Here is a 23,216-nt window from a genome sequence, read left to right as displayed (position 1 = left end):
AGACCGCTGAAATGAGCTCCCGCATGTCCTTCCAGGTCGCCCTGAACTTCGAGGACGGCATCACCCGGTTCATCGAGTGCCGTGGGGACGAGACCGTCGCCGAGGCCTCCTACAAGGCCCGGATCAACATCCCCCTCGACTGCCGTGACGGTGCCTGCGGCACCTGCAAGTCACTGTGCGAGTCAGGAAGTTACGACGGTGGCGACTACATCGACGAAGCGCTCACCGACGACGAGGCGGCGGCCGGCTACTGCCTGCCCTGCCAGATGACCCCGCACAGCGACCTCGTCCTGCGCATCCCCTCCTCCTCGGCCGCCGCCAAGACCGGGGCCGCGACCCACACCGCCACCGTCGCCGGCCTCACACGCCACTCCGCCACCACCATCGAGTTCACCCTCGACCTCGACGAGCGCGACGCACTGGACTTCCTGCCCGGCCAGTACGTCAACATCGCCGTCCCCGGCACCGACCAGACCCGCTCGTACTCCTTCAGCTCCGGCCCCGCCCAGCGGCAGATCTCGTTCCTGGTCCGGATCGTCGACGGCGGCGCGATGTCCGGCTACCTGACCGGGCGGGCCCGCGTCGGTGACCGCGTCGAGTTCACCGGCCCCATGGGGAGCTTCTACCTGCGCGACCTCACCCGCCCCGCCCTGCTCCTGGCGGGCGGCACCGGCCTCGCGCCCCTGCTGTCGATGCTGGAACGCATGGCCCAGCAGCCGCCGGCCCATCCGGTCCACCTGCTCTACGGCGTCACCACCGACCAGGACCTCGTCCACCTGGACACGCTGGAGGACTACGCGAAGGTCATCCCCGGCTTCAGCTTCGACCACTGCGTCGCCGACCCGGCCAGTACAGCCCGCAACAAGGGCTTCGTCACCGGGCTGATCGACTCCTCGACGCTGCACGACGGGGACGTGGACGTCTACCTGTGCGGGCCGCCCGCCATGGTCGAGGCGGTACGCGGCCACATCACCGCCCTCGGTGTGACCCCGGCGAGCTTCCACCACGAGAAGTTCACCCCGGCCACCGTTCGCGAACCGCGGCAGACGGCGGAGGCGGCATGAGCGTCCACGACGACCGGTTCGCGGGCAAGAAGGTGGTGGTCACCGGCTCAGCCCAGGGCATCGGCCTCGCGGTGGCCCGCCGTCTGACCGCCGAGTCGGCCGAGCTGACCCTCGTCGACCGGTCCGAGCTGGTGCACGAGGCCGCCGCCGAACTCGGCGCGCACTCCGTCACCGCCGACCTCGAGTCGTACGAGGGCGCGGAGACGGCCGTCGCCTCCGCCCTTGAGCGGCACGGGCGCATCGACGTCCTGGTCAACAACGTGGGCGGTGCGATCAACTTCAAGCCGTTCACCGAGTTTGCGGCCGAGGAGATCCAGGCGGAGATCACCCGCTCGCTGCTGACCACCCTGTTCTCCTGCCGTGCGGCGCTGCCCGCCATGACGGGGCAAGGGCGCGGTGTGATCGTGAACGTCTCCTCGTGCGCGACCCGCGGCATCCACCGCATCCCGTACTCCGCGGCCAAGGGCGGCATCAACGCGCTCACCGCGTCGCTCGCCTTCGAGTATGCCGACGCCGGCATTCGCGTGGTCGCGACGGCACCGGGCGGCACCGAGGCGCCGCCGCGCCGCATCTCCCGGGGCACGCCGCCGCCCAGGAGCGCGCGGGAGGAGGAGTGGTTCCAGGCGCACATCGATCAGACCCTCGCCTCCTCCCTGCTGAAGCGGTACGGCACGCTCGACGAGCAGGCCGCGGCGATCTGCTTCCTCGCCTCCGACGAGGCGTCCTACATCACCGGCACGGTGCTCCCCGTGGCCGGCGGCGACCTCGGCTGACCGTCATTCCCACCCCCCGCACCCTTGCTTCCCCTCACCCGATCGATGCAGACCACCTCCCCACACGCCGCTGCCCGGCCCCCTCTCCCTCGCGCGGCCGGGCAGCGGGGACGCACCCGTCCACTCACACGAACACGGGGTCCCCCGATGAACACTCCGCAGCTCAGAACCACCGATCCACGGCACCGCGCCACCCTGCGCTGGATCGTCGCCATCACCGCCATCACCCTCGTCTTCGACGGCTACGACCTCGTCGTCTACGGCACGGTCGTCCCCGTCCTCCTCCGCGACCCGAGCCAGATCGGGCACCTCACCCCCGCCCAGGCCGGCGCCCTCGGCTCGTACGCCCTCATCGGCGTCATGATCGGCGCCCTGATCGCCGGCGCCGTCGGTGACCACATCGGCCGGCGCCGCGTCATGCTGGGCGGCATCGCCTGGTTCTCGATCGCCATGGGACTGAGCGCGTTCGCCACCGACATGACCGTCTTCGGCGTCCTGCGCTTCCTCACCGGCATCGGGGTGGGCGCGCTGGTGGCGACCGCCGGCGCGCTGATCGCCGAGTTCGCCCCGCCCCACCGCCGCAACACGTACAACGCGATCGTCTACAGCGGGGTCCCCGCCGGCGGTGTGCTCGCGGCCCTGCTGGCGCTGCTCGCGCCCGGGGGAGACGGCTGGCGCCTGCTGTTCCTCTTCGGCGCCACACCCCTCGTGCTGCTCCTTCCGTTCGCCGTGCTGCGGCTGCCGGAGTCGCCGAAGTGGCTGCTGGCCCGCGGGGACGCCGTACGCGCACGTGACGTGGCCCATCGCACGGGCGTACCGCTCCCCGACGTAGTCGAGACGACCCCGGACGAGAACGAGAAGAAGGCCAAGGTGGGCTACGCCGCCCTCGCCACCCGCCGCTACGCCTGGGCCACCTTGCTGCTCGGCCTCATGAGCTGCTCGGGCCTGCTGCTCACCTACGCCCTGAACACCTGGCTTCCCGAGATCATGGGACAGAGCGGCTTCGGGAAGTCCTACGCCCTCCTCTTCCTGCTCACCCTCAACGGCGGTGCCATCGTCGGCGGCCTGATCGCCTCCCGATCCGCCGACCGACTCGGCCCGCGGCCGGTGATCGCCACGACATTCGTGCTGGCCGCCGTCTCCCTGGGCCTGCTCACTTTCGGGCTGCCGCTCGGCGTCCTGCTGGCCCTGATCGCGACCGCCGGTGTGGGCACCATCGGCACCCAGGTCCTCATCTACGGCTTCGTCTCCACCTACTACGACACCGTGGCCCGCGCGGCCGGAGTCGCCTGGTGCGCCGGATTCGGCCGACTCGGCGGCATCGGCGGCCCCCTCGTGGGCGGGGCGCTCATGAGCTCGGGACTCTCCCCGCGCGACGCCTTCCACGTCTTCGCCGGCGTCGCCGTCCTCGGCACCCTGGTGACCTGCCTCGTCCCCCGTCAGGCACCCGAACCGTCCCCCTCCACCGCGGCCACCGGCGCCCCCGCGTCACCGGCCGCCGACGGTGCTAGCGTGCTCGCCCATGAATGACCGCCTTGGGCTGCAGCGAAGCCTGATCGGGCGGGTCGGCGAGGTCGCCGCGCTGACCCGCTCGATGGCTTCCGCCTGCGCGGGGGCTCCCGCCCTGGTGCTGGTCGAGGGACCGGCCGGCATCGGCAAGACGGCCCTGGTGGAGCAGGCTCTGACAGCTTGGCGCGGTCGCACCGAGGGCTCCGCACCGCGGGTGCTGCGCGTCACCGGGGTCGCGTGGGAGTCGGACCTGCCGCTCGGCGTCGCCGACCAACTCGTCCGCGCCTGCGGAAACGGCACGTTTCTGCCCGACCCTACGGCCCCGGACGCCGTACTCGGCACCTCCCGGATCCTGCTCCGCCAGTGGACGACCGCGCAGGAGACGGAGCCACTGGTGGTGATCGTCGACGACGCCCACTGGGCCGATGCGGAGAGCCTGCGCGCCATCCGGTCGACAGTGCGCCGGATGTCGAACGAGCGGGTGCTCGTCCTCCTGATCGCACGGGACGAACCGTACGAGCTGTACGACATGTGCAGAGCGCACGAGGATCTGCCGCTGTCGGCCCTGCGGACCCTGGAGTTCCTCGACGGCTGCCAGGACACCGCCGTACGGCCCGGACCACTGACCGCCGAGGACGTCCGGACGCTCGCCCGCGAGGTCCACGGACTCACGTTGGACCTGCCCGCAGCCCGCCACCTGTGCCGCCACACACGGGGCAACCCCCGCCACCTCACGCAGCTGCTGCGCGAACTGCCCCGCGAGACCTGGCACGACTGGCGGCCCGAACTGCCCGCGCCCACCCGCTACGCCGCGGCCGTCCGCCATCGGCTCGCCCAATGCGGTGAGAGCGCCCGTCGGCTGGTGCAGGCGTGCTCCGTCCTCGGCGACGACGCCTCGCTCGCCGAGGCCACCGAACTGGCCGGCGTCGCCGACGCCCTGCCCGCGGTCGACGAAGCACGAGCGGCAGGGCTGCTCACCGCCACCATCGACCCCGGACGCGCCCAGCTGTCCTTCACCCATCCTCTGGTCCGGGCTGCCGTCCTCACCGGTATCCCGCTCACCCACCGCGCCGAGTTGCACCACCGCGCCGTCGAGGTCACCGCGGACCGCGGCAGTCGGCTTGCGCACCGGGTCGCCGCCACCAGCACGGCGGACGACGCGCTGGCCGACGAACTCGACGCCTACGCCGCCGAACGCGCCTCCGCCGGCGAGTGGTCCGCCGTGGCCGACACCCTGGTGCGGGCCGGCCGCCTGAGCACCGTGCGAGCCGTGCGGGAGGACCGGCTGCTGCGCGCCGTCGACGCGATGATCGGCGCCGGCGACGTGCCCCAGGCCACGGCGTTCGCCGCGGAACTGGAAAGCTTCCCCGCGGACATCCTGCGCGGTGCCGTCCTCGGTTACCTGGCCATCATGCGCGGTCGTCCGGCCGAGGCCGACGCCTTCCTGGCCCAGGCCTGGGAACGCTGCGAGTCGGCGCGGCACACCGACCTGATGGCCAGGATCTGCCAGCGGCGCGTCCTGCACGCACTCGGCCGCTTCGACGGCCGCGCCCTCGTCGCCTGGGCCCGCCGGGCCGTCGAGCTGGCGGACCCAGACGACCCCTCGGCCATCGAGTCGCAGGCGGTGCTCGGGCTCGGCCTGGCCGCCACGGGACGAGCCGACGAAGCGCTGGCCGCCTACGAGACGGCCGCCGCGAAACTTCCCGGTGGCGCGCAGTCCCAGCGCTTCCAGCTCGGCCGCGGCTGGGTGGACATCGCCCTGGACGCCCCGGAAGACGCCCGCCGCAGGCTCGAAGCGGCCGTGCCCACGGGCTACCGGATGGGCTCCACCCGTATCTCCCTGTGGGCGCAGGGCTGGCTGGCCCGCACTCAGTTCGCACTCGGCGCCTGGCCGGAAGCCCTGGAGACCGTACAGCGGGCCGCCGTTCACCTTGCCGAGGTACGCATCGAGCTGTGCCGTCCGCTGGTCCACTGGACCGGGGCGCAGATCCGCGCCCTGCGGGGCGACTGGGAGGCCGCGGAGCACCACGTGGGCGAGGCCCACGCCGCCCCGCATCATTACGAGGTCATGCTGGTCCCGTCCTGCCTGGCCCGAGCCCAGGTCGCCGAGGCGCGCGGCGACTACGAACGCGTCGTGGAAGCCCTGGTACCGCTCGTCCACCTGCCCCAGCGGCTGTCGGTGGGCGAGCCGGGTTTCTGGTCCTGGCCCGACGTGTACGCCAACGCCCTGGTGATGACCGGCCGCCTCGACGAAGCCGACACCTTCCTCGCACCGCACGAGGACCTGGCCGCCCGTCGTGTCCGCCGCTCCGCCATGGCCCGCCTCGGCCTGGCCCGCGGCCGGCTCACCGCAGCCCGGGGCGACATCGACACAGCCCGCAAGGAGTTCGAGCAGGCCCTCGCCCACCTCGAACATCTCCCCCTTCCCTACGACCGCGCCCGGGTGAACTTCGCCTATGGCCAAACCCTGCGCCGCGCCGGCAAGCGCCGCGAGGCCGACACCGTCCTGAAGAACGCCCGCGACGCCTACGCCGCGCTCGGCGCCCGCACCTACGTCGAGCGCTGCGACCGCGAACTCAAGGCCGGCGGCCTGCACACCGCCCGTCTCACCCCCGGCCTGGCCCGCCTCACTCCGCAGGAACAGGCCGTCGCCCGCCTGGTCGCGAACGGCGCCACCAACCAGCAGGCAGCCCTGGAGCTCTTCATCTCCGTCAAGACCGTCCAGTACCACCTGACGCACGTCTACTCCAAGCTCGGCATCCGCTCGCGCAGCGAGCTGGCGGCCCGCTTCCGGGAGATGTCGGCGCAGGACTGACCTGCGTCCGCTCGGGCCCATGTCGTCCCGGGCGAACCAAGGCGAGCAACGAGAGTGAGGAGAACTGTGCCGTCCGACTCCGCCCCCACCCCCCGTGCCGAGGTCGCCGGGCGCTCGGTCCTGCCGCAGCGAAAGGACGGTGAGCACCGCTTCGAACGTCCCGTCTGGCCTCCGCTGGGGCCGCGGCGCGTCGCCGAGGACTTCGGTGCCCTGTATGCGGCGAACGGTGTGGTCGCGGCGGTCTTCTCGATGACCGGGCCGGTCGCCGTGATTCTGGCCGAAGGCGCCCGCGGCGGGCTCTCACAGGCCGAGATCGCCTCGTGGATCTTCGGCGTGTTCTTCCTCAACGGTCTGCTGACCATGCTTGCCTGCTGGTTCTACCGTCAGCCGCTGGCGTTCTTCTGGACCATCCCCGGAACCGTGGTGGTCGGGACGTCCCTGAACCATCTGACGTGGCCGGAAGTCATCGGTGCGTACGTCGTCACCGGCGTGCTGATCCTCTTCCTCGGACTGACCGGCTCCGTGCACCGTGTCATGTCCTGGCTGCCGATGCCGATCGTGATGGCGATGGTCGCCGGGGTCTTCCTCAAGTTCGGTACGGATCTGGTGCGGGCGGTGGAGGGACAGGCTGTCCTTGCCGTGCCGATGGTGGCCGCGTTCCTGCTGCTCAGTGCCCATGCGAATGCCGGCCGCTGGATGCCGCCGGTGCTCGGCGCACTGCTTGTGGGCGCCGTGGCCGTCGCCGTCGCCGGGGACGTTCGGGCGGTGCCCGGCGCGGGTTGGCTGGCGGCGCCGGTGGTCCAGGCACCGCAGTGGTCCTCGGGCGCGATGCTGGAACTGGTGGTGCCGTTGGCCATCACCGTGCTTGTGGTGCAGAACGGTCAGGGCATGGCAGTACTGACCGCCGTCGGCCACCGGCCGCCCATGAACATCGCCACGGTGGCCTGTGGCGTCTGGTCCCTCCTTGCCTCCGTCGTGGGGGCCGTGTCCACATGCCTCACCGGTCCCACGAACGCCCTGCTGACCGCGTCCGGCCGGCGCACGAGGCAATACACCTCGGGCATTCTCTGTGGTCTTCTGGCCGTCGTCTTCGGGCTCCTGGCCCCGGGCTTCGTACGGATGATGACGGCGATGCCGGAGGCCTTCGTCGCGGCCCTCGGAGGTCTGGCGATGCTCCCGGCCCTCAGGTCCGCGTTCACCTCGGCGTTCAGCTCCGGATGCACCTTCGGCGCACTCGTGAGCTTCCTGGTCACGATCGCGGACGTTCAACTCCTGAACATCGGGCCGGCGTTCTGGGGCCTGCTTGCCGGGCTGGTGGTCAGCCGCCTGCTGGAACCGGCCGACTTCCGGCAAGCGACGACCGGGCCGTCGTGAACGGCCCGGGGTAGTGGGCGAGTCAATTCTATTGACCCTTACTGATCATTTCAGAATGAGGTTCGGAGGCGTCTCAAGCAGATGATGCTGCAGGCGAGTTGGAGTAAGAGTTGTCCCGTAATTGATCACGGCCGTGCTTGCTGACCTGCCTGCTCGCGGTTCAGCCGGTGACGATGAGGTCGTGGAGGGGGCTATGCCGAGCATGGCGTGGTGGACGCCGTCGCCTTTCAACCGGCAGTCGCGCAGGATCTTCCAGCTCTTCATCCGGGCGAAGGCGTGCTCGACGAGGGCCCTCACTTTGCGGTGCGAGGCGTTGTGTTCCTCTTTCCAGGCCGGAAGTTCGGCCCGGCCGGGGCACGGCGGTGGGGGATGATCAGGCCAGTGCTCCGGTAGCCACCGTCAGCAATCACGATGGTCCGGCCGACGGCGTCCTTCGCGCCGGACAGCTCCCATGTCTTGCAGTCGTTGCGGTTCCCCGGGACCGGCCGGCCGACGGCGACGACCAGGCGGGTGCCGGCGTCGATGACGACCTGGTGATTGGTGGAGTACCGGTAGTTCTTCGACCGCTCCGCGATCGTGTGGTCACGGGTGGGGACCAGGGTGCCGTCAGCGATCAGCACGGTGTTCCTGCGGAACCTCTTGCGAGGCTGCAGGGCGAGCAATGGCCCGAGGTGGGCGATGATCCGGTCCGCGGCGGACTTCGAGACCCCGAACAGCGGGGCCAGCTGCCGCAGGGTGAGATTCGTCCGCCAGTACGCGGCCACCAGCAAGACTCCGTCCTGCAGCGGCAGGCCCCAGGGGCGGCCTTTGCGCACCGGGTCGGCGCCCTTCCGCCGCAACGCGGTCACGAGCTTTCCGAACTGCCGCGGGCTCAGCCCGGTGAACGGGTCTATCCAGGAGGGTTCCGACGCCGTGATCACACCAGCCGCGGTGAGATCGTCTCACCTTGATCATGCTCCGGGCCGCAGCCTCCGGCGGGGCATATATCGGTCGCCCGGACGGGATCCGCGTGGGATCCTCCCGTCCGTGGCTACGGAGACCGAGGTGGGAGAGCTGCTGCACCAGCGCGGCTGGCGGACGGCATTCACGGTCGCAGAAAGGGTGAACGCGTGGGCCGCCGTGGTAGGCGTCATTGAGCGCGGCTACGGCGACGACGTCTACGAGTACACCAACGACCTCTACTGCCGAAACTGGCTGCACGAGGCGTGGATCCTGTTGGACGACTACATCGTGCGGCTCTGGACCCCGCAGATCAAAGCTCTGGACGACCGGTACAAGGCGGCGACCGTCGACGACGAGGGCCAGGCGCTCGAGCAGTTCCACAGGCTGCCCGGCCCCGACCTGTGGTGGTGGCGGCGACACCCCCGCATCCTCACCGGAGACCTCGGGCGTTCGCTTCGCTCGGTCGGTGCCATCAGCACCGGCCCTGACACAGCATGACCCTCAGCCTCGTGGAGTTACGGGACAACTCTTAGCGCGGGCCACCGAGGTGGGCGGCGGAGTCGGTATTAAGGCAGGAATGGGAACAGGCGTTAACCATACTTGGGGATGTTCAAAGCGGCTGGGCTGCAGCTGAAAAACATCCTTGTGTCGCCGGTCGGGGAGCTAGTAAATCTCAGGTCGGCGGCCGTCACTTCAACCATAGTAAAGGTATTTTCTATGTTCATTGTCCCACTGCTCCTTGGGATCTCTTGCCTTGCCTTTGGTTTGGCACTGGCAACAAACCATCGCGGGTTCCGTGATCGATTGGTAGAATCACCTATCAACTTGGCGCAGGGCGATGTTAGAGTGCCGTCAACATTTAAGACTGTTGGTGTAATGGCAACTATTCTAGGGATTTTCGGGACAGTCTTCGGTGTAATTTTTGCGATATTTTCTTAGATTCGCACGCCCGTTGCGTGGTAAGTACTTCCGCTGTCTGTGATGCACGCCTGGGCGCACGACCTCACCCGGCGATATGTCCAGGCCAAGACCGAGCGCCGTCCGTACCCAAGTGGTCTGCCCGATGCCTGCTGGGAGCTGACCGAGCCGGTGCTCAGACGCCGTTTCTTATGGTGTGATCGCTCGTTGAGCCGTACATGACGGATCTGGTCGAGCGATTGGTACCGGACGAGTTGTGGACGCTGTTTCGGCGGGTGGTCCCGCCGACGCAGGTCATACGCCCGCAGGGCGGCGGCAAACGGAGGGCCGGTGACCGCGAGTGCCTGGCCGCGATCATCTTCGTGGCCACCTCGGGCTGCACCTGGCGGCAACTGCCGCCGGTGTTCGGGCCGGCCTGGCAGACGGTCTACCGGCGGTTCGCCCAGTGGAGCCGGGACCGGGTCTGGGCCCGGCTCTACCGGGTCATCCTCGACGAACTCGGAGCACGAGGCGAGTTGGACTGGTCGCGGTGTGCGATCGACTCGGTCAGTCTGCGGGCGGCAAAAGGGGGCCTTTGACGGGACCGAATCCGACCGACCGCGGCAAACTCGGATCGAAGATCCACCTGATCTGCGACCGCAACGGACTGCCGCTGTCCCTGGGCATCTCGGGCGCGAACATGCACGACAGCCAGGGCCTGGAGCCGCTCGTCCGGGGCATCCCGCCCATTCGCTCCCGCCGCGGGCCCCGGCGCCGGAAGCCGGCGAAACTGCACGCCGACAAAGGATACGACTACGACCACCTGCGCCGATGGCTCCGCGAGCGCGGCATCCGCCACCGCATCGCCCGCAAGGGCATCGAGCCCTCGCAGCGGCTGGGCCGGCATCGTTGGGTGGTCGAGCGAACCGTGTCCTGGCTGGCCGGCTGCCGAAGGCTCCACCGTCGTTACGAGCGCAAGGCCGAACACTTCCTCGCCTTCGTCGGCATAGCAGTGACCCTGATCGGCTACCGCCGCCTGAACACCCTGCTCACGGCCTGAGCCGGTCCTGCTGCACATCGAAGCAGACCAGCCCCATGGACTCCGCGACGGCTGCCGCGTAGGCCGACGCCTCCTCGGCCATACTCCACCGCATGGGGAAGTAGATCAGCGAACCACTGGCTTCTCCGATCAACGGCCCAGTCGACCAAGGAGAGGTGTCATCGTCGTCCTCGGTGAGGTCGCACCACCGTTCAAGCAGTGCGGCGACGTAGGCCGCGATGCGTTCGGACGGAGGCTCTTCCGCCTCGCTGTCGATGTAGCGGTCGTACAGGTCGCTGAAGACCCGGCCGGCGGTCTTGTCATCCACCGGCCTCTCGCCTTCCCAGACAGCAAGGTCATAGCTCATGACCGGAGGCTCTCATGCCGCTCCGACAGCCATAAGAAACGACGTTTTAGAGTCGGCCTGGAAGGATGTTGCAGGGTCCAAGCCGTATCCGAAGGAGTTCCGCGAGGACGTCGTGCGGGTCGCGCGCAACCGCGAGCCCGGCGTCACCCTGGAACAGATCGCCGCCGACTTCGGCGTCCATCCGATCACACTCTCCAAGTGGCTGCGCCGCGCCGACACCGACGAGGGCGGCGCCAGGCCCGCAACGGCGTCGGGTGAGTCGACCGAGCTGCGCGAGGCACGCAAACGGATCCGGCTGCCGGAGCAGGAGAACGAGGTGCTCAGGAGGGCTGCGGCGTATCTGTCGCAGGCGAGCCTGCCGCAAAATGATGTACCCGCTCGTCCGCGAGCTGGCCGCCGCCGATGCCCCTCACCGGGTGCCGGTGGCGGTGACGTGCCGGGTGCTCGGGCCGGCCCGCCAGCCCTACTACCGGTGGCTGGCCTGCCCGGTCACCGACGCCGAGCTGACCGAGGCATACCGGGCCAATGCGCTGTTCGACGCTCACCGTGACGATCCCGAGTCCGGTCACCGGTTTCTGCTCGACGAGGCCCGCGCGGCGGGTGAGCCGATGTCCGAGCGGACCGCCCGGCGGATCTGCCGGGACAACGGCTGGTGGAGTGCCTTCGGCAAGCAAAGGGGCCGCGGCAAGAACGCCAAGGCCGGTCCGCCGGTCCACGATGACCGGGTGCGCCGCAACTTCACCACCGACGGGCCGAACCGGCTGTGGCTCACGGACATCACCGAGCCCCCCACCGGCGAGGGCAAGCTGTATCTGTGCGCCGTCAAGGACGCCTTCTCGGGTCGCATCGTGGGCTGTTCCATCAACTCGAGGATGCAGTCCCGCCTCGCCGTGGCCGCGCTGGAGTCCGCCGTCGCCCGCCGCGGCCAGGTGGCCGGGTGCGTAGTGCATTCGGACCGCGGCTCGCCGTTGCGGTCGCGGAAGTTCGTCTCCGCTCTCGTCCGTCACGGTATGACCGGCTCGATGGGCCGGGTCGGTGCGGCGGGTGACAACGCCGCGACGGAGAGCTTCTTCGCTCTGCTGCAGAACAACGTCCTCGACCGCCGCACCTGGGCCACCCGCCAGGAGTTGCGGATCGCGATCGTGACCTGGATCGAGCGCACCTACCACCGGCGCCGGCGCCAGAAACGCCTGGCCCGATCGACCCCCGTCGAGTACGAGACCGTCATGACCCCATCCGCGGCTCTGGCTGCATAAACCCCGCTGTCACCCGATCATGCAGCAGTCCCCCCGGTCACCTCCGTACGGATGTTTACCTGACTCCCGCTGCACCATCCCCTGTCGCTCATCTCATGCAGCTGCGCCGCCACGACCAGCGTGCACTTTGTAACGGACGCGGCTCTCCCCGGCCTGGCGGACATACCGACGAAGTGGACAGCAGCACTGGAGACGGCCGCAAGATCATGACCTGCGACTGAAACACCACGCTCATCACGCCAGGCAAAGTGCGCGACGACCGCTGGAATCCACCCAACACCGAGCCTCGTGCCTGCCGTGGCTGTGCTGGGAGCGGACCCTGGCAGATCACAGCTGGGGCCTCGGTTGCGTCCTGGGAAGTGGTGTACGGGGCCGAGCTGATCCGGGGGTTTGCTCCGGCATCGGGATGGTGCCCGCATAGACGAACGGCCACCGGCTGATCTTCGAAGTGTCGAAGCCCCGAAGGAGATCAGCACGATGACCGCACCCGACAGTCTGCCCCTGCACGCCCTCGCCGAGGAGAACCTCGCCTGGGGGTCCCCCCGCTTGCGGGGAGAGTCCCGGTCTGCTGCGCGCGATGATCAAGACGTTCGCCGACGCCCTCATGTCGGCGGAGGCCGACGCCCTCTGCAACGCCGAATACGGGCAGGTCAGCGACGAGAGAGTCAACCACCGTAACGGCTATCGCCCGCGCGAGTGGGACACCCGCGCCGGGACGGTCGAACCGGCCGTCCCCGAGCTGCGGCAGGGCAGCTCCTTCCCGCACTGGCTGCTGGAACGCCGCCGCCGGGCCGAGCAGGCCCTCATCAGCGTGGTCGCCACCGCCTACCTGCTGGGCGTCTCCACCCGCGGGGTCGAAAAACCCGCCGGGTCCCTCGGCGTCACCCAGCTGCCGAAGTCCCAGGTCAGCGCGATGGCCCGGCACCTGGACGAACAGGTCACCGCCTCCCGCAACCGGCCCCCTGGACGCCGGCCCGTACTCGTTCGTCCGGGTCGACGCCCTGCCCCAGAAGGGTCCGCGAGGGCGGCCGCATCACAGGCGTCCACGCCCTGATCGCGGTCGGCGTCAACGCCGACGGCCACCGCGAGATCCTCGACCTGGACGTCGCCACCGCCGAGGACGGCGCCGGCCGGCTCGCCCTCCTGCGCTCGCTGATCGCCCGCGGCCTGACCGGCGTCCAGCTGGTCGTCTCCGACGCCCACGCGGCCTGGTCGACGCGATCGGCGCGAGCCTGCCCGGTGCCCCTCCTGGCAGCGCCGCCGGACCCTTCCCCACGCCCTGAACGGGCGCGGGCGGTACCCCCATCGCCCGCAATCTGCTGAGCCGGGTCCCCAAGTCGGCCCAGCCTGGGGGCACCCCCGGCCGGAGGCTGGGGGAGGGGGGCGACCCTGCTGCGGACCGTGCACGAGCTGCTGGCCTTCATGGCCTTCCCGCGGGAGATCTGGCGGCAGACCTGGTCGAACAACCCGCAGGAGCGGCTGAACAAGGAGATCAGGCGCCGCACCGACGTGGTCGGCATCTTCCCCGACCGCACCACCGTGTCCGGCTGGTCGGCGCGGTCCTGGCCGAGCAGAACGACGAGTGGACCGAGGCCCGCCGCTACATGGGCCGCGAACTTCTCGCCAAGGCCCGCCTCCACCCGATCGAGTCAGAAACCGACGACACCACCCTGCCCACCGAACTCACCGCATAGCCTCGAAGACGAGATCACCGAGTGGCCGTCGATACACCACTCCAGCGGGCGTGACCGACGTTCCCGAAACTCACCTACAAAGCACTCCGTGCGAGGTGGCGCACGTCCACTTGTACGCCGACAGGCTCGTGTCAGCGGAGTGGCCGACAGTCGCCGACGGCCGTCTTCCCGCTGGTCACGGTGAAGGTATGTGATGGTCCGCCGTTGGCACCGGATCCGGCACCGGTGCCGGATCCCACTATCATGAGGCGATAGATCCCCAGGTGGTCTGCTGATGTAAAGCCGAGAGATCGCAATGCAGGCGTCGGCGGCCGAGTAGCGGTCGTGCCAACCGAGCGTGCAGCTCCTGACGTGCGGTACGGCTCCCCGGCCCGCCCGCCGTGCCGGCCAGGCCGGGTGGGGGTACCCGGCCGCTCATGAACGTTTCCCTGTCGGTGGAAATACTGCCCGAGTCCACGCTCCGGGACGTGGTGGACCTGCTGGTGAGACTGGTGGAGGCAGCCGGGGCCCTGATCATCTTCGTGGGGGCCGCCTGGGCGTTCGGCCACTTCCTTCGTGCAGGCATCCGCGGCGGCGGCGTGGGCCGCCAGTTCAACCAGATCCGGCTCTCCCTGGGCCGGTTCCTGGCACTGGGCCTGGAGTTCCAGCTCGCCGGGGATGTGCTGCGCACCGCCATCGCGCCGAGCTTCACCGAGATCGGGCAGCTCGCCGCGATCGCCGCGATCCGGACCGCCCTGAACTACTTCCTCAGCCGGGAGATCGCCAACGAGCGCGCCGAGATCGAGCGCGAGCGCCGCAAGGAGGAGGACGGCTCCCGTGCCCAGGTGGGGCCGACGTGACCGCCCTCCTGCATCTGGCCGCCCTCGTCGCCACCGCCTTCGGGCTCATCGCCGCCGCGGTGGTGTTCGCGGCGGCGAGGCGGCTGATGCCCGCACTGGCCGTCCTGCTGGACTTTCTCATCGCCGCAGGGCTGCTGCGGCTGGTGGGTGAGCCGAGCTGGGACGCCATCGTGACGGCCGCCGCCGTGATCGCCGTCCGCAAGCTCGTCACCGCAGGCCTGCGCTTTTCCCCGCCGCACTGACCAAGCGGGTAAATAGGCTGCGCCGGTGTCAGATACCCGCTCTCCAGTGGCGTGCGGCCTGGCCCGCGCTGCCGGGGCAGAAACACCACCGGGGCGGTGCGGCCTGTGCGGGCCGCTCGACCGGCTCGTAGCGGACCGGCCTGCCAGTTGTCGGTGCAGGACCGCGTTCTCGTACCGCAGCACGAGCAGTTCCGCCTCCTTGGTGGTCACCCGGTACGCGGGTGAGGACTGGATGCTCGACCACGGCGCGGGCAGTCACCCGACCCTGTGCCGCTCGAAAAGTCATCGGCGCAGGTGGGAGTGATGCAGTTCGATCCTGGGATCATGTCCGCGTGATCGTGTCTCTGCCGTACAGGGCGGCCCGGAGGCTGCTGTCCGTCCCGTCGGTGCCGCTGCGCCGTGACACCGCGAAGGACGCCGAGCTGCTCGTGCTGCGGCACGAGAACGCCGTCCTGCGCCGGCAGATTGCCGGCCCGGTCCGCTACGAGCCGGCCGACCGGTTCCGGTGCGCTGCCCTCTCCGGGCTGACACCCCGGCGACGCCGGCGCGAGGTCTTCCCGGTCACCCCAGGCACCTTGCTCGCCTGGCACCGCAGGTTCGTCGCTGCCAGGTGGGATCACCCCGCACGCCGACGCACCGGACGCCCGCCCACCCGAGGGGCGATCAAGACGCTTGTTCTGCGGCCGGCCCAGGAGAACCCGCGGTGGGGGCACAGACGGATCCCAGGGGGAGTTGGCCCGACTCGGGCATCGGATCGCTGCCTCGACGGTCCGGGAGATCCTCGACGCCGCGGGCACCGGCCCGGCGCCGCGTCGTGCCGGCCCAACCTGGCGCGAGTTCCTGGCCGCCCGGGCCGAGGGGATCATCGCGGCAGACTTCTTCCACCCCGGTACCGCGCTCGGCACGAGGCTGTACGCACTGGTGTTCCTCGAGCACGGCACGAGGCGCCTGCACATCACCGAAAGTCACCGCCCGGCCCACCCGGGAGTGGGCCGTGCAACAGGCGCGGAATCTCGCCGCCGACCTGGGCATGCGCAGGGAGTCTCTGCGGTTCCTGCTGCGTGACCGCGATGGCACGTACGGTGCGGCGTTCGACACGGTCTTCGAGGCCGAGGAGCTGGAGGTGATCTTGAGTGCCCCGTGGGTTCCTCGGATGAACGCCCACTGCGAGAGGATCATTGGCAGCATCCGGCGCGAGATGCTCGACCACGTCCTGATCGTGTGCGAGGCCCACGCCCGCCAGGTCCTGGCCGCCTATCGGCGGCACTACAACACCCACCGACCTCACCAAGCCCGACAGCAACTACCGCCTGATGCCAAGGAACGGCCCGATGCCACGGTGCACGACCTCAACACCCGCCGAGTGCTGCGGACCCAGATCCTCGGCGGCGTGATCAGCGAGTACCGCTATATCGCTTGACCGGCGACGATGACTTTTCGAGCGGCACAGGTCAGCCGGAGGGCTCTCACGGGGTCGGTGCTTCCGGCTGCTCCTGCGGAGGGGACACGACGGGGCACGCGTGGTCCGACTGCGTCATCGCCCATCCGTCCCCGAACACATGGAGGCTGCTGGGCGCGGCGGAACGGCGCGCGGTGTCGCCGTCGGCTTCCGCGTCGGCGCGGGGGACGGCGGTGGGGACCGGCGAAGCCGCGTGGCTCACCGTGCACGTCAGCTGGAGCATGGCCCGACGGCTCAGCGGAGCCGTCTCACCGGGGAGTTTGACGAAGAGGATGCCGCCGTCGATCGCCACCCGCGGCGCGTCCGTCAGGCGGGGCAGCTCCGTGGTGGCCATCGCGGCCTCGTTCGCGGCCGGCCCCTCGAACAGCAGGCGTACGACGGCCTCGAAGTCCCCGGCGTCGTCGATCCGGCGGGGATAGGGCATCAACTCCCCGTCGCGCAGGAAGAAGAGGGAGATGGTGGCGGGCGTCGAGGGTGGTGTCGCACTGGGGGAGAACATGCCGCTCGCCGGCGCACCGGTCTCGATGACACCGGACGGGGGGACTCCGCACGCCGTGAGCGCGACCGCGGCCACGGCCGTGAGCCCGGACAGCAGCGCTGCCGTCCGCGAGCCCCTCACCGGGTGCCCCGGTCGGCCTCGGTGTCGGTGTCGTAGCGGTGCAGCGGGAGTTCGACCGTGAACACCGCGCCGCCCCGGGGCAGGTTCGCCGCCCGGATGCGCCCCCCGTGCAGGCGCACGTTCTCCGCCGTGATGGCCAGACCCAGCCCGCTGCTCTCGCTCCTGGCCCGTGAGGTGCTCGCCTTGTAGAACCGCTCGAAGATGTGCGGCATGGCCTCCTCGGCGATCCCCGGTCCGTTGTCGGTCACCTCGATGACGGCCCACGCCATGCCCGTCCCGTCCACCCGTACCCCCATGGTCAGCCGCACGGGCGGCTCTCCGTGCCGCAGCGCGTTGCCGATCAGATTGGCCGTCACCACGTCGAGTCTGCGCGGATCGACGCGCGCGCGGAGCTCACCCGGTCCGGGCAGCCGGGTCTCCACCTGCTCCTGCCGCCACCGGGAGGCGACGGTGCGCCGTACGGACTCGGCCAGGTCGATCTCGTCCCGGTTGAGTTCGGCCGCCCCCGCGTCGAAACGGGAGATCTCCATCAGGTCGTTCACCAATCCGCTCAGCCGGTTCGTTCCCTCGCTGATGAGCCGTAGTGCCTCACCGGTCTCCCCTTCTCCCTCCAGGTCCAGCACGTCGGTGACCGCCGACATCGCCGCCAGCGGCGTGCGCAGCTCGTGGGAGACGTCCGCCACGAAGCGGCGTCCCTGGGCTTCCAGGCGGCGCAGCTCCCGTACGGTCCGCTCCAGTTCGGCCGCCGTCTCGTTGAAGGACTGGGAGAGATCGGCCAGTTCGTCGGAGCCGGTGACGTCCAGCCGGACGTCGAGGTGCCCCGCGGCCATCCGGCGCGTCGCCCGGCGCAGCGCCCGTACGGGTCGCAGTACGCCGCTCGCGGCGAGCAGCGCCAGGACGACGGCGAGGCACAGGGCCACCAGGGTGGCCCGCTCGATGCCGTGGACCATGGCCTCGATGTACCCCTCTTCGGTGGTCTGCGGGACCTCCAGGTACATCACGAGCCCGGAGAGCCTGGGCTCCGTGCCCTCGTCCGAGGTGTACGTGACGGGCATGCCGACGACGAGACGAGGACGCCCGTCGACGTTCATCCGCTGGAACACCGCGACACGTCGGTCCCGGACGGACCGGAGCATTTCGGGGCTCAGCTCGACGAAACCGGCGCTCGGCGCGTAGGCGCGGTGGCCACCGTACGTGGCCATGATCCGCCAGCCCGACGAACGGTTCGCGTACAGCACCTGGTCCACCGCGGACTGGAGGTCCGCCTGGTTCGGGGCAATGGGGATGTAGGGCGCGACGGCGTCGACGCTCGTACGGAACCGGTTGATGACGGAGTCCTGACTCTGCTGGAGCACCCCCGTGCGCGCCTCGCGGAAGGCGAGGGCCCCGGTGCCCAGGGAGCTGGCCATGGCCACCAGGACGAAGGACGTCAGCAGGCGGGGGCGCAGACCGCGCAGGGGGAGCGGGATGCGTGCCAGGGCCGCCCGGAGGAACCGCCGGAGGCCGGACCCCGGGCCGGCGGCGGGGGGCTCTTCAACCGTGGGGACCTCGGGTGCGGTTCTCCGCTCTCCGGCGGTCTTCCGCGTCCGTACGGTCCTCCGTGTCCGCGCGGACGTCCGGTCGCTCATGAGGTGCCGAAGCGGTAACCGAATCCGCGTACGGTCTGCACGTAACGGGGATTCCTGCCCTCGCCGAGCTTGTTGCGCAGTCGCTTCACACAGGCGTCCACGAGCCGTATGTCGCCGTGGTAGCTGTGTTCCCAGACCGCTTCCAGCAGCTGCTGTCGGCTGAACACCTGGCCGGGCGAGGCCGACAGGGTCAGCAGCAGCCGCAGTTCGGAGGGGGCGAGGGCGACGGGTTCGCCGCGGTGCGTCACCACGAGCCCGGCGCGGTCGACGACCAGCTCGCCGTGCGTCTCCGCCCGGGGACGGGTGCCGTCCGGCAGCGACGCGTCCTGTCTGCGCAGTACGGCCCGTATCCGTGCGTCGAGCACCCGGGCCTGCACGGGCTTCACCACGTAGTCGTCCGCACCGGTCTCCAGTCCCACGACCACGTCGACGTCGTCTCCCCGGGCCGTCACCATGATGATCGGCACCTGGTCGCGGTCCCTGATCCGGCGGCACACGTCCAGGCCGGACATGCCGGGCAGCATGAGATCGAGCACGACGACGTCCGGCCGGAAGGGGAGGAGCTGTTCCAGCCCTTCCTCCCCCGTTTCCACGGCGAAGACCTCATGCCCCTGATGCCGCAGACCCAGTTGGACGGCCCTGCGGACATCTAGGTCGTCTTCGACGATCAGGACCCGTGGCATTTCGGCAGTGTAAGCAGACCGGACGAGATGACCTTCCCGAGGAAGGCCCCTCTCCGACCGTCGTTACACAACGATCACACGGGCCGGGGAACGCGGGCGTCGTTATCTTTCCGTGACAGCGCCGGCTCATGGGGATCATCTGGGATCACCAGATTGAGCTGCCATGTATTCGGCACGAGAGCGGCAATCCGCACCCGCCACCGGCAGCACCGCGGCCGGTCACCGCGCCGGTCGCCGACGCCGGTCCGCCCATCGCCGGGGACGGCCGCGCCGCCGGGGCCGGAGCCTGCTGATCGGCCCGCTGGTGGCCGCCGGCCTGCTGGGTTCGGCGGTGTACCTCCTGGGAGGCGGGCGGAGCGACGCGTCGAGCGGTGCGCCGCACCCGCGGAGCACGCACGTCACCCCCACTCCCACACCGTCCCCCTCCGCCTCCCCTTCCTCCTCTCCCTCTCCCTCCGCGAGCCGGACCGAGATCGGCGTCCCCCCGACGGGCAGCGGTACGTTCGTCACCGCGCAGGCCAGTGGGGAGACGGTGGGCAGCGGTTCCCGCCCGGTGCGCTACGTCGTGGAGGTCGAGACCGGCCTCGACATCTCGCCGTCCCAGGCGGCGAACGAGATCGCCGAGATACTCGCCGCCCCGCGGGGCTGGACCCACGACCCGGACAACGCGTTCCAGCTGGTGGGCGCGGGAGCGCCGTACGACATCACGATAAAGATCGCGACACCGGCGACGGCGGACGCCCTGTGCTGGGCGGGCATCCAGCAGGACACCGGAGGCGAGTACAACTGCGAGGTTCCCGGAGGGGTGGTGGTGAACCTCAAGCGCTGGGTCAAGGGCTCGCCCAACTTCGACGGGCCGATCCATGACTACCGGGCGCTGATCATCAACCACGAGGTGGGGCACTTCCTCGGTCACTCGCACGTGACCTGCGGGGGCGCCGGGCGACTGGCCCCCGTGATGATGCAGCAGATCAAGGGCCTGCACGGCTGCGTCGCCAACGCCTGGCCCTACGACGAGAACGGTGAATTCGTCACCGGGCCACCCGTATGACCGGCGCCGGTCCCGGGGTCGGCCGTCACGGCGGACGGCCGTGACAGCACCGGCAGGCTTGCTGTCACTGTTGGTTTCGACCAGGTAGTGGTTGCGGTAGACGAATCGGTGGTCGGTCGTCACCGTCTCCGGAGTGAAGAACGGCAGGCCGGCCAACGGGTGCCCGGCGAATTCGGCAACCACCGCGGCGGGGAGGCCGGGACAGGGCCACTCCAACTTCTCGCCCCAGTCCGCTCCGGCGGGCGCTGCCGAGCGTCACAGCGCCGGATACGCCCTAGGCGGTGTCTTCAAATGATCTTGAGTGGTGGATCATGGTCGGGTGATACGTCGCCATGAACTGTCGGATACCGAGTGGGAGTTCGTCCGGCCATTGCTGCCCGCCTCGTTGCGGGGCAGGAAGCGGCTGGACGACCGCACGGTCCTCAACGGGATCGTGTGGAAGTTCCGCACCGGAACCGCCTGGCGGGACGTGCCCGAGCGGTACGGCCCGTGGGCCACGCTGCACACCCGTTTTCGCCGGTGGGCCCTGGACGGCACCTTCGAGCGGATGCTCCGGGCCGCCCAGGCGCAGGCGGACGCGGCCGGGGACATCGACTGGCTGGTGTCGGTCGACTCCACCGTTGTCCGCGCCCACCAGCACGCCGCCGGCGCCCGAAAAGGGGGATCCACAACCCCGCCCTCGGACGCTCCCGAGGCGGCCTGACCAGCAAAATCCACCTCGCCTGCGATGCCCTGGGGCGCCCGCTCGCCTTCACCGTCACCGGCGGCAACACCAACGACTGCACCCAGTTCACCGCCGTGATGGAGGCGATCCGGGTGCCCCGCCTCGGACCGGGACGGCCCCGCGTCCGGCCCGATCACGTGCTCGGCGACAAGGGCTACAGCTCCAAGGCGATCCGGGCCTGGCTCAGGCGACGGGGCATCGGCCACACCATCCCGGAGCGGGCCGACCAGATCCGCAACCGGCTCCGCCGCGGCCGCCGCGGCGGGCGGCCGCCGGCCTTCGACAGGCAGCTCTACAAACGGCGCAACGTGGTCGAACGCTGCTTTAGCCGCCTGAAGCAGTGGCGCGGCATCGCCACCCGCTACGACAAGACCGCCGAGTCCTACCAAGCAGCCGTCACCCTCGCATCGCTCCTGATGTGGGCGTGACATTTGAAGACACCGCCTAGCCGGACACGGGTGTCAGCTGCTCATCCGCCCACTCGGCGAAGGTGGTGACCGGGATGCCCAACTCCCGGGCAAACTCGGGCCGGGCGGGCTGGAGGACCGCGTTGCTCCACTCGTGTCCGGCTCCCCACGTCGGCATGCCCGCGTCGAGGGCCTCTTCCAGGCTCATGGAGGGTGCGGTCACGGGCACGCCCCAGGCGGCGGACAAGGTCTGCGCGATCTGCTCCATCGTGCGCAGGTCACCGGCCAGTTCCAGTTCCACCTGGTGGAACCGGTCAGGGTCTCGAAGGGCGTGCGCCGCAGCCGTGCCGATGTCCCGCACGGCCACCAGGGCCAGTTCGGTCTTCGGCTTCAGTACCGTCAGCAGTCCGCCGCGCGGCCCCTTGGGTGCCAGCAGGGGCAGGTTCTCCATGAAGAAGGCGGGCTTGATCACCGTCCAGCGGGCAAAGCCCGCACCCCGCACCGCCTCCATGATCGCCTGCTTGGTGTGGAAGTAGTCCGCCATCGCCGCCCAGCGGCCCTCGGCCCAGCCGGCGACCCGGGTGTGCTCACCGACTCCACTGGTCGAGGACTGCACGAAGTGCCGTACTCCCTCAGCCTTCGCCGCGTCCACCAGGTTGGTGGCTTGGGCGAGCTCGCCCGCGAAGTCCACGCTGGTCTCGGTCATGGGCGGCCTCTGCACCGAGAACACCGCGCGGACTCCCTCGACCGCTGGGCCGAGGGAGGTCCGGTCGGAGAGATCCGCCCGCACCAGCTCGGCGCCCAGCGCCTCGATCGCTTGGGCGGTCTTCGACCGCGTATCGCGTACGAGTGCACGTACGGGCACCTCGGCGGCCAGGAGTGCGCGGGCCGTGGCCCCGCCTTGCTGGCCGGTGGCTCCGGTGACCAGGACGGTGTCGCTGTCGATGGGCATGATTGCTGCTCCTCACGGACCGGAGAACGAAAACGGCGGGGCCCGCCGTTTTGCCTGCCGCTAAGATATGGCGGGGCCCGCCGTTTAGCAATGAGGAGATCATGACCGGTCAGCGCTCGGACGCCCGACGCAACTACCAGCGCATCCTCGCCGTCGCCGAAGCCGAGGTCGCCGCGCACGGCGCCGAGGCATCCCTGGAGCAGATCGCCCGCACCGCAGGCGTCGGTTCGGCGACCGTGCGCCGTCACTTCCCCACCCGCCGTGCCCTGCTCGAAGCCGTCTTTCAGGAGCGCATCGAGGGCCTATGCGAGCGCGCCCACCGGCTAAGTGCGGCCGAGGACGGCCGCACTGCCCTCCTGGAGTGGCTCCACGCCCTCGTCCTCTACGCCGTCTCAGCCCGCGGATTCGCCAACACCCTCAGCTACGAGCCTCCCGCCGAGGAACCCTCCCCGCACTCCTGTGGCAACAGAATCGCAGCGGCCGGAACTCCCCTGCTCCAGCGGGCCATTCGCGACAAGGCGGTTGCACCGCACGTCACCTTTCACGACCTGCTGACCCTCGCCGTCGGCATCGCCCTGGCCACCGAGCACCACAAGGACCCCGAGACCCAGGCCGACCGCCTCTTCCGCCTCGCTGTGGAAGGGCTCAGCCCTGAGCACGGCATCGCTGGGGTATCCGGGAACTCAGGATCTTCGGTACTGGTGACAGAAAGTCCGCCGAACGGGCGGTTGTGACAAGTGGGATGCCTGATCGGTGACAACCAACGTGCCTCGACCGGTCCTCTCCGCCAGCTCATCCGGCGTCGCCGGTGACAACTCCTGAGCTTCGGCTCAGTATTCGCGGGCCGTCACAGAAGCGCTCTGGCGGCGGCCCGCTTCCCCT

17 protein-coding genes and 4 pseudogenes are annotated in these 23,216 nt (G+C 70.0%); 15 read left to right on the top strand and 6 right to left on the bottom strand.

Annotation, left to right across the window (positions count from 1 at the left end):
* The first annotated feature begins 11 nt into the window (after positions 1-11).
* The 5 genes from benC to CP969_RS02105 all read left to right on the top strand — a co-directional run bounded on the left by benC (position 12) and on the right by CP969_RS02105 (position 7,535).
* Positions 12-1,064, top strand: a complete 1,053-nt coding sequence (benC, locus tag CP969_RS02125; protein ID WP_026085511.1) for a benzoate 1,2-dioxygenase electron transfer component BenC — start codon at positions 12-14, stop codon at positions 1,062-1,064.
* On the top strand, positions 1,061-1,837 hold the full coding sequence (benD, locus tag CP969_RS02120; RefSeq protein ID WP_016828123.1) for a benzoate diol dehydrogenase BenD: 777 nt from the start codon (positions 1,061-1,063) through the stop codon (positions 1,835-1,837). Before benC ends, benD begins: the two co-directional genes overlap by 4 nt.
* Before the next feature lie 147 nt (positions 1,838-1,984).
* Complete coding sequence (locus CP969_RS02115) at positions 1,985-3,367, top strand: MFS transporter (RefSeq protein ID WP_004993298.1); 1,383 nt, start codon at positions 1,985-1,987, stop codon at positions 3,365-3,367.
* Entirely contained in the window at positions 3,360-6,161 is a 2,802-nt protein-coding gene (locus tag CP969_RS02110; RefSeq protein ID WP_016828124.1) for a helix-turn-helix transcriptional regulator, read from the top strand. The genes CP969_RS02115 and CP969_RS02110 overlap by 8 nt, the downstream gene beginning before the upstream one ends.
* Before the next feature lie 66 nt (positions 6,162-6,227).
* Positions 6,228-7,535 (top strand): benzoate/H(+) symporter BenE family transporter, encoded by a 1,308-nt coding sequence (locus CP969_RS02105; RefSeq protein ID WP_016828125.1) that lies wholly within the window; start codon positions 6,228-6,230, stop codon positions 7,533-7,535.
* Between the two features lie 160 nt (positions 7,536-7,695).
* Here the strand turns inward: CP969_RS02105 and CP969_RS02100 are convergent.
* Positions 7,696-8,455, bottom strand: a pseudogene (locus tag CP969_RS02100) (transposase).
* A 106-nt stretch (positions 8,456-8,561) separates the two neighbouring features.
* Here CP969_RS02100 and CP969_RS02095 point away from each other — a divergent pair.
* Together CP969_RS02095 and CP969_RS02090 are read left to right on the top strand one after the other, a co-directional pair.
* Positions 8,562-8,975 (top strand): hypothetical protein, encoded by a 414-nt coding sequence (locus CP969_RS02095; protein WP_026085513.1) that lies wholly within the window; start codon positions 8,562-8,564, stop codon positions 8,973-8,975.
* 638 nt (positions 8,976-9,613) lie between these two features.
* Positions 9,614-10,434 (top strand): IS5 family transposase gene (locus CP969_RS02090; protein WP_086019047.1). Its coding sequence is split into 2 segments (ribosomal slippage): positions 9,614-9,968 and positions 9,968-10,434, totalling 822 coding nucleotides; the frame shifts between segments, so codons are not numbered across the junction.
* Here the strand turns inward: CP969_RS02090 and CP969_RS02085 are convergent.
* The gene (locus tag CP969_RS02085) at positions 10,424-10,780 is read right to left on the bottom strand and encodes a hypothetical protein (RefSeq protein ID WP_016828129.1); all 357 of its coding nucleotides are present in this window, start codon (positions 10,778-10,780) and stop codon (positions 10,424-10,426) included. The two genes, CP969_RS02090 and CP969_RS02085, sit on opposite strands and share 11 nt — an antisense overlap.
* Positions 10,781-10,811: 31 nt before the next feature.
* On the opposite strand from CP969_RS02085, the gene CP969_RS02080 reads away from it, so the two are divergent.
* From CP969_RS02080 to CP969_RS02060, 5 genes and pseudogenes are all read left to right on the top strand, one after another.
* Positions 10,812-12,036, top strand: a protein-coding gene (locus tag CP969_RS02080) for an IS3 family transposase (RefSeq protein ID WP_223887145.1) whose coding sequence is annotated in 2 segments (ribosomal slippage) — positions 10,812-11,141 and positions 11,143-12,036 — 1,224 coding nt in all. Because the reading frame shifts where the segments join, the coding sequence is not laid out codon by codon here.
* A 477-nt stretch (positions 12,037-12,513) separates the two neighbouring features.
* Positions 12,514-13,730: pseudogene (locus CP969_RS02075) on the top strand (IS256 family transposase).
* Positions 13,731-14,146: 416 nt separating this feature from the next.
* Positions 14,147-14,569, top strand: a complete 423-nt coding sequence (locus CP969_RS02070; RefSeq protein ID WP_016828132.1) for a DUF1622 domain-containing protein — start codon at positions 14,147-14,149, stop codon at positions 14,567-14,569.
* Entirely contained in the window at positions 14,566-14,811 is a 246-nt protein-coding gene (locus tag CP969_RS02065; RefSeq protein WP_004993333.1) for a DUF1622 domain-containing protein, read from the top strand. The genes CP969_RS02070 and CP969_RS02065 overlap by 4 nt, the downstream gene beginning before the upstream one ends.
* Before the next feature lie 332 nt (positions 14,812-15,143).
* Positions 15,144-16,231, top strand: a pseudogene (locus CP969_RS02060) (integrase core domain-containing protein).
* Positions 16,232-16,277: 46 nt separating this feature from the next.
* On the opposite strand, the gene CP969_RS02055 reads toward CP969_RS02060, so the two are convergent.
* Genes CP969_RS02055 through CP969_RS02045 form a run of 3 tightly spaced genes read right to left on the bottom strand, consistent with a single transcriptional unit; the run spans position 16,278 to position 19,200 of the window.
* On the bottom strand, positions 16,278-16,889 hold the full coding sequence (locus CP969_RS02055; protein WP_016828134.1) for a hypothetical protein: 612 nt from the start codon (positions 16,887-16,889) through the stop codon (positions 16,278-16,280).
* Positions 16,886-18,517, bottom strand: a complete 1,632-nt coding sequence (locus CP969_RS02050; RefSeq protein WP_016828135.1) for an ATP-binding protein — start codon at positions 18,515-18,517, stop codon at positions 16,886-16,888. Before CP969_RS02050 ends, CP969_RS02055 begins: the two co-directional genes overlap by 4 nt.
* Entirely contained in the window at positions 18,514-19,200 is a 687-nt protein-coding gene (locus tag CP969_RS02045; RefSeq protein ID WP_004993338.1) for a response regulator transcription factor, read from the bottom strand. The genes CP969_RS02050 and CP969_RS02045 overlap by 4 nt, the downstream gene beginning before the upstream one ends.
* Before the next feature lie 163 nt (positions 19,201-19,363).
* Here CP969_RS02045 and CP969_RS02040 point away from each other — a divergent pair, with 163 nt between their 5' ends.
* Together CP969_RS02040 and CP969_RS02035 are read left to right on the top strand one after the other, a co-directional pair.
* On the top strand, positions 19,364-20,251 hold the full coding sequence (locus CP969_RS02040; protein WP_026085516.1) for a DUF3152 domain-containing protein: 888 nt from the start codon (positions 19,364-19,366) through the stop codon (positions 20,249-20,251).
* A 322-nt stretch (positions 20,252-20,573) separates the two neighbouring features.
* Positions 20,574-21,403 (top strand): annotated as a pseudogene (locus CP969_RS02035) (IS5 family transposase).
* A gap of 16 nt (positions 21,404-21,419) precedes the next feature.
* Here the strand turns inward: CP969_RS02035 and CP969_RS02030 are convergent.
* Positions 21,420-22,334 carry an NmrA/HSCARG family protein gene (locus tag CP969_RS02030; protein ID WP_016828138.1) on the bottom strand — a complete coding sequence of 305 codons (915 nt, stop codon included), beginning with the start codon at positions 22,332-22,334 and terminating at the stop codon, positions 21,420-21,422.
* A gap of 101 nt (positions 22,335-22,435) precedes the next feature.
* On the opposite strand from CP969_RS02030, the gene CP969_RS02025 reads away from it, so the two are divergent.
* Positions 22,436-23,068 (top strand): TetR/AcrR family transcriptional regulator, encoded by a 633-nt coding sequence (locus tag CP969_RS02025; protein WP_016828139.1) that lies wholly within the window; start codon positions 22,436-22,438, stop codon positions 23,066-23,068.
* The last annotated feature ends 148 nt before the right edge of the window (positions 23,069-23,216 follow it).

The sequence above is a fragment of the Streptomyces viridosporus T7A genome (assembly GCF_008704515.1).
GTDB lineage: Bacteria > Actinomycetota > Actinomycetes > Streptomycetales > Streptomycetaceae > Streptomyces > Streptomyces viridosporus.
This window is presented reverse-complemented; position numbering and strand designations above follow the sequence as displayed.

What these genes read in the sequence shown, in the direction of transcription:
- CP969_RS02040 (WP_026085516.1), top strand. Translation starts at nt 19,364, where the DNA reads ATGTATTCGGCACGAGAGCGGCAATCCGCACCCGCCACCGGCAGCACC.
- benD (WP_016828123.1), top strand. Translation starts at nt 1,061, where the DNA reads ATGAGCGTCCACGACGACCGGTTCGCGGGCAAGAAGGTGGTGGTCACC.
- benC (WP_026085511.1), top strand. Translation starts at nt 12, where the DNA reads ATGAGCTCCCGCATGTCCTTCCAGGTCGCCCTGAACTTCGAGGACGGC.
- CP969_RS02045 (WP_004993338.1), bottom strand. Translation starts at nt 19,200, where the DNA reads ATGCCACGGGTCCTGATCGTCGAAGACGACCTAGATGTCCGCAGGGCC.
- CP969_RS02115 (WP_004993298.1), top strand. Translation starts at nt 1,985, where the DNA reads ATGAACACTCCGCAGCTCAGAACCACCGATCCACGGCACCGCGCCACC.
- CP969_RS02110 (WP_016828124.1), top strand. Translation starts at nt 3,360, where the DNA reads ATGAATGACCGCCTTGGGCTGCAGCGAAGCCTGATCGGGCGGGTCGGC.
- CP969_RS02030 (WP_016828138.1), bottom strand. Translation starts at nt 22,334, where the DNA reads ATGCCCATCGACAGCGACACCGTCCTGGTCACCGGAGCCACCGGCCAG.
- CP969_RS02085 (WP_016828129.1), bottom strand. Translation starts at nt 10,780, where the DNA reads ATGAGCTATGACCTTGCTGTCTGGGAAGGCGAGAGGCCGGTGGATGAC.
- CP969_RS02070 (WP_016828132.1), top strand. Translation starts at nt 14,147, where the DNA reads ATGAACGTTTCCCTGTCGGTGGAAATACTGCCCGAGTCCACGCTCCGG.
- CP969_RS02025 (WP_016828139.1), top strand. Translation starts at nt 22,436, where the DNA reads ATGACCGGTCAGCGCTCGGACGCCCGACGCAACTACCAGCGCATCCTC.
- CP969_RS02050 (WP_016828135.1), bottom strand. Translation starts at nt 18,517, where the DNA reads ATGAGCGACCGGACGTCCGCGCGGACACGGAGGACCGTACGGACGCGG.